The sequence below is a fragment of the Pseudomonas sp. GM18 genome, from assembly GCF_000282195.1.
Classification (GTDB): Bacteria; Pseudomonadota; Gammaproteobacteria; order Pseudomonadales; family Pseudomonadaceae; genus Aquipseudomonas.
In genome coordinates this window covers 1-8,043 of record NZ_AKJT01000136.1, presented here as the reverse complement: position 1 = coordinate 8,043, position 8,043 = coordinate 1, and the positions used below count along the sequence as shown (strand labels likewise).

Genomic DNA, 8,043 nt, shown 5'->3' with positions numbered 1-8,043 from the left:
TAAAGCGGGCCAGGCTGCGTTGCAGGCCTTGGAAAGGGAACAACCATTCCCAGCGGCCTGCGCCTTGCCTGGCCCGCTTTAAGGCGACAACGCGGCGGGGAAACTAATTGAGAACGCCCCCTGATCTCCACCTGTCAGACAATTCTTGCTGTCCGGCAGGTATTTTCGCTAAAGCTCTTGTTCAGTGGATGCGCGGAAATCGCCGGGGGCGATATATACTGCGCGCCATTCTTCAAGGGAGAGCCGTGTGGCCATCGATATTCACTGGATTCGCGACAACGATAGCCTCGGTCAGTTTTGCACCGAGTGGCAGCAGCTGCCATTCGTTGCCCTCGACACCGAATTCATGCGGGTCGACACCTTTTACCCGATCGCAGGCCTGCTGCAGATCGGCGATGGCGTACGCGCTTACCTGATTGACCCACTGACCATCGACAACTGGCAGCCTCTGGCCGCGTTGCTGGAAAACCCGGCCGTGGTCAAGGTCGTGCATGCGTGCAGCGAAGACCTCGAAGTCCTGCTGCGCCTGACCGGCAGCCTGCCGGCGCCGCTGTTCGACACCCAACTGGCCGCCGCTTATCTGAACCTGGGTTTCTCCATGGGCTATTCGCGGTTGGTGCAGGACGTGCTCGGCATCGACCTGCCGAAGGGCGAGACCCGTTCCGACTGGCTGCAACGTCCACTGTCCGACACCCAGATCAGCTACGCCGCCGAAGATGCCGTGCATCTGGCGGAGGTTTTCGTACAGCTGCGTCCGAAGCTTTCTGACGAAAAATACGCCTGGGTCCTGGAAGACGGCGCAGAGCTGGTCGCCAATCTGCGGCGTGAGGTCGACCCGTACGAGGTCTATCGCGACGCCAAACTGGCCTGGAAGCTGTCCCGCGCCCAACTCGCCGTGTTGCGTGAGCTCTGCGCCTGGCGCGAGCGTGAAGCCCGCGCCCGTGATCTGCCGCGCAACCGCATCGTTCGTGAGCACTCCCTGTGGCCGCTGGCGCGCACCCAACCGGACAACCTCGGCGCACTGGCGAAAATCGAAGACATGCACCCGCGCACCGTGCGTCAGGATGGCGAATTTTTGCTTGATCTGATCAAGCGCTCTGGCAGTGTGTCGCCTGATCAGTGGCCGCCAGCGGTGCCGGAGCCATTGCCGGTGGAAGCCGCCGCGCTGGTCAAACAGCTGCGCGCCATCGGCCAGGCCGAAGCCGAGCGACTGAACATCGCGCCGGAGCTGATGCTGCGCAAGAAAACCCTGGAAGCGCTGCTCAAGAGCGGCTTCCCCAATGGTCCTTACCAATTGCCTGATTCGCTGCGTGGCTGGCGCCGCGAATTGATGGGCCAGGCGCTGCTCGACAGCCTGGCCACCGCCGGAGAACAGCCTTGAAACGTATTTGCTCCATTTATCGAAGCTCGAAGAAAAACGAGATGTACCTCTATGTGCTCAAAAGCGATGCACTGGAGCGCGTGCCTGAACCCCTGATGGCGGCTTTCGGCAAAGCCATCCATGCTTTCGACCTGGTGTTGACCCCCGAGCGCAAGCTGTCGCGCGAAGACATTGCTGTCGTACTGGAGAACCTCGACAAGCAGGGCTACCACCTGCAAATGCCACCGGCCGAGGACGAGTACATCGAACACTTGCCCGAAGAATTGTTGCGCCGCAACGACCCGATGTAATCGGTAGACAGGCTCTGTTCAGAGCCTTATGAAACACTGGAATGATTTTGGCGATGGCCGTGACGATGGAGTGATCCTCCGTCGGCGGCCGTCTGCACTGTTTTTGAAAGGTTTGAAACATGCGCGTTCTGATTGCTGAACACGACCACCCTGTGTATGCCCAACTGTTGCGTCAGGCAGCGCCTGACCTGGAAGTATTGACCAGCGGCGACTCCGCCGAACTGGCCCGTCAGGCCGCGGACTGCCAGGTCTGGCTCGGTCAGCCGGACCTGCTGGCGACGCTGTTGCGTCAGGGTCATACGCCTGCATGGCTGCAGTCGACCTGGGCCGGTATCACGCCGCTACTGGCCGATGGCTTGCCACGGCACTATCGGCTGACTCGCGCAGTAGGGATTTTCGGTCAGGTCATGGCTGAATACGTGCTGACTTACATGCTCGGCCACGAGCGCGAAGTACTGGCGCGGCTGGTCAGCCAGGTCGAGCGCAAATGGGACAATCGCCAGGGGCAAAGCCTGGCTGGATGCAAGGTGCTGATTGTCGGCACCGGTGACATCGGTCAGACAGTGGCGCAGTTTCTGCTGCCGTTTGGCGTCGAGTTATACGGCATCGCCAGCACCGCCCGGGAGCAGGCGCCCTTTGTCGAAGTCGGCGCGTTGAGCGATTTGCCGCGTCTGGTCGGTGAGGCGGATTACGTGATCAATCTGCTGCCGAACACCCCGAATACACACGACCTGTATAACGCCGCGCTGTTCAAGCAGTTCAAGGCAACCGGGTTGTTCATCAACGTCGGGCGCGGCGTTGCGGTGGTCGATGCGGACCTGGTGGAAGCTCTGAAGGAAGGGCATCTGGCGGGAGCCGTGATCGACGTCTGCCGTCAGGAGCCGCTGCCGCAACGCCATCCGTTCTGGACCGCGTGGGGTCTGCTGCTGACCGGCCACAGTTCGGCGCCGACCTCGCCACCGGCGATGGTGAAGCTGTTTGTCGAGAACCTGCGGGCGTATCAGGCGGGCGAAGCGTTGCGTGGGGAAGTGGATTTCGCGCGCGGGTATTGAATTCACGCCAATGATCGTTCCCACGCTCTGCGTGGGAATGCCGCCAGGGACGCTCCGCGTTCCGCTTCGGATGTGACGCAGAGCGTCACGGGATGCATTCCCACGCAGAGCGTGGGAACGATCAGGCTGCGATCTTTTGCTTTTACAGGGTGAAATTACCTTCAGCCGCCAACTCGCTCAGCGGACGACGCGGGCTTGGCTCTTCGCGCGCTTGCAGGTACTCGGCCAGTGTCGCCTTGTCGCCCAGCTTGCCGATCGCCACGGCGGCGTGCAGCGCATAGCCCTCAGGAATGTTCAGCTCCTTGCGGGTCAACTCCTGATCGAAACCGGCCATGCCGTGGGTGTGCCAGCCGCTGATGCTCGCTTGCAGCGCCAGGTGGCCCCAGGCCGAACCGGTGTCGAAGGTGTGCCACAGCGCCGGAGTTTCTTCGCTGGCGCCAGGCGCCACGAAGGTGGTTTTCGAGATCACGATCACCAGCGCCGAGGCGTGCTGCGCCCAGCTGCGGTTGAACTCGTTCAGCAGGCCCAGGTAACGCTCCCAGTTCGGCGTATCGCGACGCGCATAGAGAAATCGCCAAGGCTGCGAGTTGTACGCCGATGGCGCCCAGCGGGCAGCTTCGAAGAAGCTCAGCAGGGTCTCTTCGGGGATGGTTTCGCCGGTGAAGGCGCGGGGCGACCAGCGATCGGTGAACTGAGGGTGAATGGCGTAATCGGCAACGCGTGGATTGGCACTCATCAAGAGATTCCTTTACGTTTGAAAGTGAGGGTCGTCGAAAAACCGGCGGGAACAGTTGAGCTGAGCGCCAGGTTTTTTTGAGCCGGCAGTTCACCTGAATGCAACGCGGTTGAGCGTTAATGGCACTTGGGTAGGGCTCCTTGCGACTGGCAAAGCTACTGGGTGGCGCAAAAACTGACAAGTGCCGTCGTACCGGCAGTCGCCAATGCTTGGCCCGCCGGTGCCTTGGCACTAGACTGGCGGCCTTTTCACCACCTGATGTTGATGCTTGAGCCATGGCCGCCAAAGTCGAACCGTTCTGGATACGCAAAACCCTCGATCAACTCGATCAAGAGGAATGGGAATCGCTGTGCGATGGCTGTGGCCTGTGCTGCCTGCAAAAGCTCGAGGACGAAGACGACAACGCTGTCTACTACACGCGTATCGCCTGCAAGCTGCTGGACCTCAAAACCTGTCAGTGCACCGATTACCCCAACCGTCGCGACTTTGTGCCCGATTGCATCCAGCTCACACCGGGCAAGGCCGATGAGTTCAAATGGTTGCCGCCGACCTGCGGTTATCGACTGGTCAGTGAAGGCAAGGATCTGCCACTCTGGCATCACCTGGTGTGCGGTGATCGTGATGCGGTGCATCACGAACGTATCTCCCAGTCCGGGCGCATGCTCGCCGAAGGCAGCGTGGCCGAAGACGATTGGGAAGATCATCTGATTTTTCGCGCGGGTTAAGCGTCCGCCGTTTTAGCGTTTCACCAAGGAGTGTGTATGGCGGTGGGAGTGCTGCGGGCGTTGGCTGTCGGGCTGCTGGCCCTGAGTTCGCCCGTGTGGGCGGCGAAGAAAGTCGATCTGGATTATCACGTACGCCTGTTGCCGCAAAGCGATCAGGCCGAAGTGCGCCTGACCCTGGCCCAAGGCTCGGCGGTGCGCAGTCTGGATTTCGATTTGGGCGATGGCAGTCACTACAGCGATTTCAAGGCCGACGGCCAGTGGCAGCTCACACCGGGCACGCAGGCCCGTGGTGTCTGGCGCCCGGCCGCCGACAAGGCCAGCCTGACCTACCGCGTGCGCATCAGCCATGGGCGCAAGAGCGGCAGCTTCGACACGCGCATGACACCAAACTGGGCGCTGATGCGTGGCGATGACCTGGTGCCTGCGGCGAAACTCGATCAGCAGGACGGTATCGAGCTGGTGTCACGCCTGGAATTCGAATTGCCCACGGGTTGGAAAAGCGTCGAAACCGCCTGGCCGCGGATCGGCAAGAACAAGTTCCGCATCGATAACGTCTCGCGCCTGTTCGACCGTCCTACCGGTTGGATGCTCGCGGGTAACCTCGGCAGCCGACGCACGCGGCTGGGGGAAACCGAAGTCACCGTGGCCTCGCCTCAAGGTCAGGGCATGCGCCGCATGGATGTGCTGACGCTGCTGACGTTCGTGTGGCCGCAAGTGCAGGAAGTTTTTCCGCGTCACCCCAGCAAACTGCTGATCGTCGGCGCCAATGACCCGATGTGGCGTGGCAGCCTGGCCGCGCGGGAATCGATCTACCTCAATAGCCGCCTGCCGCTGGTCAGCGAAAGCGGCACCAGTGCCTTGATGCGTGAAGTGGCTCAGGTGTTCGGGCGGATCAACGACAGCCAGCGCAGCGACTGGATCAGCGAAGGGTTTGCCGAGTATTACGCCATCGAACTGGTGCGCCGCGCGGGTGGCATGAGTGATGAGCGGTATGAGAGCCTGCAGGGCAAGTTGGCCAAGGACAGCCAGAAGGTCACGACCTTGCGTGGGGAGCAGATCAACCCGGCGCAGGTGGCCAAAGCGGTGGTGTTGCTGCAGGAACTGGATCGCGAGATTCGCCTGAAGACCCGCAACAAGCGTTCGCTGGATGATGTGTTGCGCGGGGCGATGCGTTTGGAGAGTGTCGATACCAAGGCATTCGTTCAGCTCAGTGAGAGCGTGATTGGCGAGTCTTCCAAGGTGCTCGATAGCGGGTTGTTGCAATAGAAAGTCAAAAGATCGTCCGATCGCGGCCCGAGCCTTCGGACGATCTTTTGACCTTAAAAGGTTAAACCCCGGTTTTGGGCGACTTCAAAGAATCATTGCCCGTCACGGTCGCCGCCTCGGCATTGGCCTTCAACCGACTCAACTCTTTCCCGGTACGCTCGATTTTCTCCCGCACGTTATCCATATCCTGACGGCTCTTCTCCAGAAAGCTTTTCGCCGAACTGTGCCCGGTAATACCCCGCGCCAGCGCCACGCCGCCAATCGCCACTTGAATCAACCCGAACATACCACCGCGCCGCAGGCCTTTGCCGACCATCACCGCGCCACCGGCCAGCGAACCGATGCGCTCCCAACCCTGGACGTTCTGTGCGGGCTGAGTCTGGAACGGGGTGGATTCGATGCGCTCTACGCGTTTGAGGTCGCTCATGATCTGTCTCCAGGCTTCAAGAATGGATAATCAAGCTGACTGCCGAGGCGGTCGGCTCGTTCCATCGGATATGCGGTGATTCAGCGGAATTTCGGGCCCGAGCGGGTGTTGTTGCCCTTGGCCATGCGGTCGTACAGCACCACGTTAACCGTGGCCGCCAGGTTCATGCAGCCGGTGGTCGGGATGTAGACCACGTCTTCGCACCAGTCGCGGATTTCTTTATCCAGCGAGCCGTCTTCGGGGCCGAAGATGTAGAGCGCGCGATCCGGGTGCGTGTATTCCGGCAGCGAGCGGGCGCCGTCGACCAGTTCCACGGCGACCGGTACACAGCCCAGCGGCAGGATTTTCTTCAGGTCGTCGATGCCGATCAGCGGAATGTCGTAGTGGACTTTCTTGGTGTCGGTGACGAAATCAGCGGCGCGTTCATAGCGCTTGCCGGTGTAAAACACCGACGCCACGCCATAGCAACCGGCGGCGCGCATCACCGAACCGACGTTCTCCGGTGATTTGGGGTTATACAAACCAATGCAGCTGTACCGTTTGTCTGCCACGAGCGGGGTGCCTTCGGGAAAAAAGCGCGATTATACGGGGATTGGGGGGAGGGTGTTCAGTTTGGAGATGATCGTTCCCACGCTCTGCGTGGGGATGCCGCCAGGGACGCTCCGCGTTCCGCTTTCGAATGTGACGCAGAGCGTCACGGGATGCATTCCCACGCAGAGCGTGGGAACGATCAGCAAGGCTGCGATCTTTTGCTTTTAATCTTCTTTCTTCATTAATCCGGCCAACGCCGCAAACGGGTTATGCGTCGCCTTGGCAATCTTCGGCGTACTCAGCGAGCCTTCGTCGAAATACTGCTGATCGGTGTAACGCGAATGCTCGTTGTCATGGCAATACAGGCACAACAGTTCCCAGTTCGAACCGTCCTGCGGGTTGTTGTCGTGGTTGTGGTCGCGGTGGTGCACGGTCAGTTCGCTCAGGCGCTTGCCGGAGAACTCACGGGCGCAGCGGCCGCACACGTGCGGGTACATCTTCAGGGCCTTGTCGCGGTAACCCATTTCCTTGTCGCGCTGGTTGTCGGCAAGGATACGGTCCAACTTTGAGGTGTTGGTTGGAGGCGTTGACGAACTCATGGGTTCACCTTTGTAAAAGACTAATGACGGTTATGTGTTGAAGTTTAGCCTAGCCCTTGAGCTTCTCGGCAATCCAGATGGTATGGCGGGTGCCTTTGTTGCCGTGGGCGAAGACTTGCACTTCCTCGGCCTTGAAACCGGCCTTTTTCAGCTTGTCGGAAAACTGCCGGTCAGCGCTGGCCGACCACACCGCCAGCACACCCTTCGGTCGCAGGGCCTTGGCGCAAGCGCTCAGGCCACCGGCGGAGTAGAGCCAGCTGTTGGCTTTCTGGGTCAGGCCTTCGGGGCCGTTGTCGACGTCGAGCATGATTGCGTCGAAACCCTGCGGCTCGGCTTGCAGCACCTTGGCCACGTCTTCCATACGGATCACCGTACGCGGATCGAGCAGCGGGTTGCCGGCTTTTTCGCCCAGCGGCCCACGGTTCCACTCCACCACGCCGGGCACCAGTTCGGCGACCACCACTTCAGCCGTCTTGCCCAAATGCTTGAGCGCTGAGGCGAGGGTGAAGCCCATGCCCAGGCCGCCGATCAATACCCGCGAATTCGGCCGGCCGGCGACCTTGCGGCAGGGGATTTCCGCCAGGGCATCTTCGGAGCCGTGCATGCGGGTGTTCATCAACTGCCCGCCATCGCCGCCCTGAATCTTGATGACGAAATCCTCGCCGTATTCGAACAGGCACAGGGCACCGCCGTTTTCAGGAATGGGGGTGGTGTCGAGCAGAACGAAACGTTTCATGAGGCTCTCTTGGGGAGAAATTGACAGACGGAAGAAGGCAAACGAGCGCAGTTGGGAGTAGCCTGCAAATGACCACAAGGCCAACGGAGCCATTGATGAAGCGCACCATTCTAACGGTCATTGCCCTGGCCGCGCTCTCGATAACTGCAGTGCAGGCCCAGCAGCTGCAAACCATCCCCACCAGCCCCTCGCCGATACCCGGTTCACCCGGCACCGCCACCCCGACGCCGTACCCGCAGATCACCCCGACCAGCGTGCCCAAGGCCGGTTCCGGCAGCGGCGGGCCACCGTTGTTGCCGC

General features: G+C 60.9%; 11 protein-coding genes. 6 read left to right on the top strand and 5 right to left on the bottom strand.

Annotation, left to right across the window (positions count from 1 at the left end; all coding sequences use genetic code 11):
• Nucleotides 1–247 precede the first annotated feature (247 nt).
• The 3 genes from rnd (at nt 248) to PMI21_RS00120 (ending at nt 2,723) form a co-directional block, all read left to right on the top strand.
• Nucleotides 248–1,381: a ribonuclease D gene (gene rnd / locus PMI21_RS00110; protein ID WP_007942204.1), complete on the top strand. Its 1,134-nt coding sequence runs from the start codon at nt 248–250 to the stop codon at nt 1,379–1,381.
• Nucleotides 1,378–1,671 carry a YcgL domain-containing protein gene (locus PMI21_RS00115; RefSeq protein WP_007942202.1) on the top strand — a complete coding sequence of 98 codons (294 nt, stop codon included), beginning with the start codon at nt 1,378–1,380 and terminating at the stop codon, nt 1,669–1,671. The genes rnd and PMI21_RS00115 overlap by 4 nt, the downstream gene beginning before the upstream one ends.
• A 119-nt stretch (nt 1,672–1,790) precedes the next feature.
• Complete coding sequence (locus PMI21_RS00120) at nt 1,791–2,723, top strand: D-2-hydroxyacid dehydrogenase (RefSeq protein WP_007942201.1); 933 nt, start codon at nt 1,791–1,793, stop codon at nt 2,721–2,723.
• 142 nt (nt 2,724–2,865) lie between these two features.
• Here the strand turns inward: PMI21_RS00120 and PMI21_RS00125 are convergent, their stop codons facing one another.
• Entirely contained in the window at nt 2,866–3,459 is a 594-nt protein-coding gene (locus PMI21_RS00125; RefSeq protein ID WP_007942200.1) for a nitroreductase family protein, read from the bottom strand.
• Between the two features lie 275 nt (nt 3,460–3,734).
• On the opposite strand from PMI21_RS00125, the gene PMI21_RS00130 reads away from it, so the two are divergent.
• Together PMI21_RS00130 and PMI21_RS00135 are read left to right on the top strand one after the other, a co-directional pair.
• The gene (locus PMI21_RS00130; protein WP_007942199.1) at nt 3,735–4,184 is read left to right on the top strand and encodes a YcgN family cysteine cluster protein; all 450 of its coding nucleotides are present in this window, start codon (nt 3,735–3,737) and stop codon (nt 4,182–4,184) included.
• Nucleotides 4,185–4,220: 36 nt separating this feature from the next.
• Entirely contained in the window at nt 4,221–5,450 is a 1,230-nt protein-coding gene (locus PMI21_RS00135; RefSeq protein ID WP_007942198.1) for a hypothetical protein, read from the top strand.
• Between the two features lie 61 nt (nt 5,451–5,511).
• On the opposite strand, the gene PMI21_RS00140 is transcribed toward PMI21_RS00135, so the two are convergent.
• From PMI21_RS00140 to PMI21_RS00155, 4 genes are all read right to left on the bottom strand, one after another.
• Nucleotides 5,512–5,877, bottom strand: coding sequence for a YgaP family membrane protein (locus tag PMI21_RS00140; protein WP_007942197.1), 366 nt, complete (start codon nt 5,875–5,877; stop codon nt 5,512–5,514).
• A gap of 80 nt (nt 5,878–5,957) precedes the next feature.
• Nucleotides 5,958–6,428 carry an RNA methyltransferase gene (locus tag PMI21_RS00145; RefSeq protein ID WP_007942196.1) on the bottom strand — a complete coding sequence of 157 codons (471 nt, stop codon included), beginning with the start codon at nt 6,426–6,428 and terminating at the stop codon, nt 5,958–5,960.
• 204 nt (nt 6,429–6,632) lie between these two features.
• Entirely contained in the window at nt 6,633–7,007 is a 375-nt protein-coding gene (locus PMI21_RS00150; RefSeq protein ID WP_007942195.1) for a YajD family HNH nuclease, read from the bottom strand.
• Nucleotides 7,008–7,056: 49 nt separating this feature from the next.
• Entirely contained in the window at nt 7,057–7,743 is a 687-nt protein-coding gene (locus PMI21_RS00155) for a spermidine synthase (protein WP_007898703.1), read from the bottom strand.
• A gap of 95 nt (nt 7,744–7,838) precedes the next feature.
• Between PMI21_RS00155 and PMI21_RS00160 the strand changes: the two genes are divergently transcribed.
• Nucleotides 7,839–8,043 (top strand): hypothetical protein (locus PMI21_RS00160; protein ID WP_007942193.1); only part of this gene is annotated, 205 nt, incomplete at its 3' end.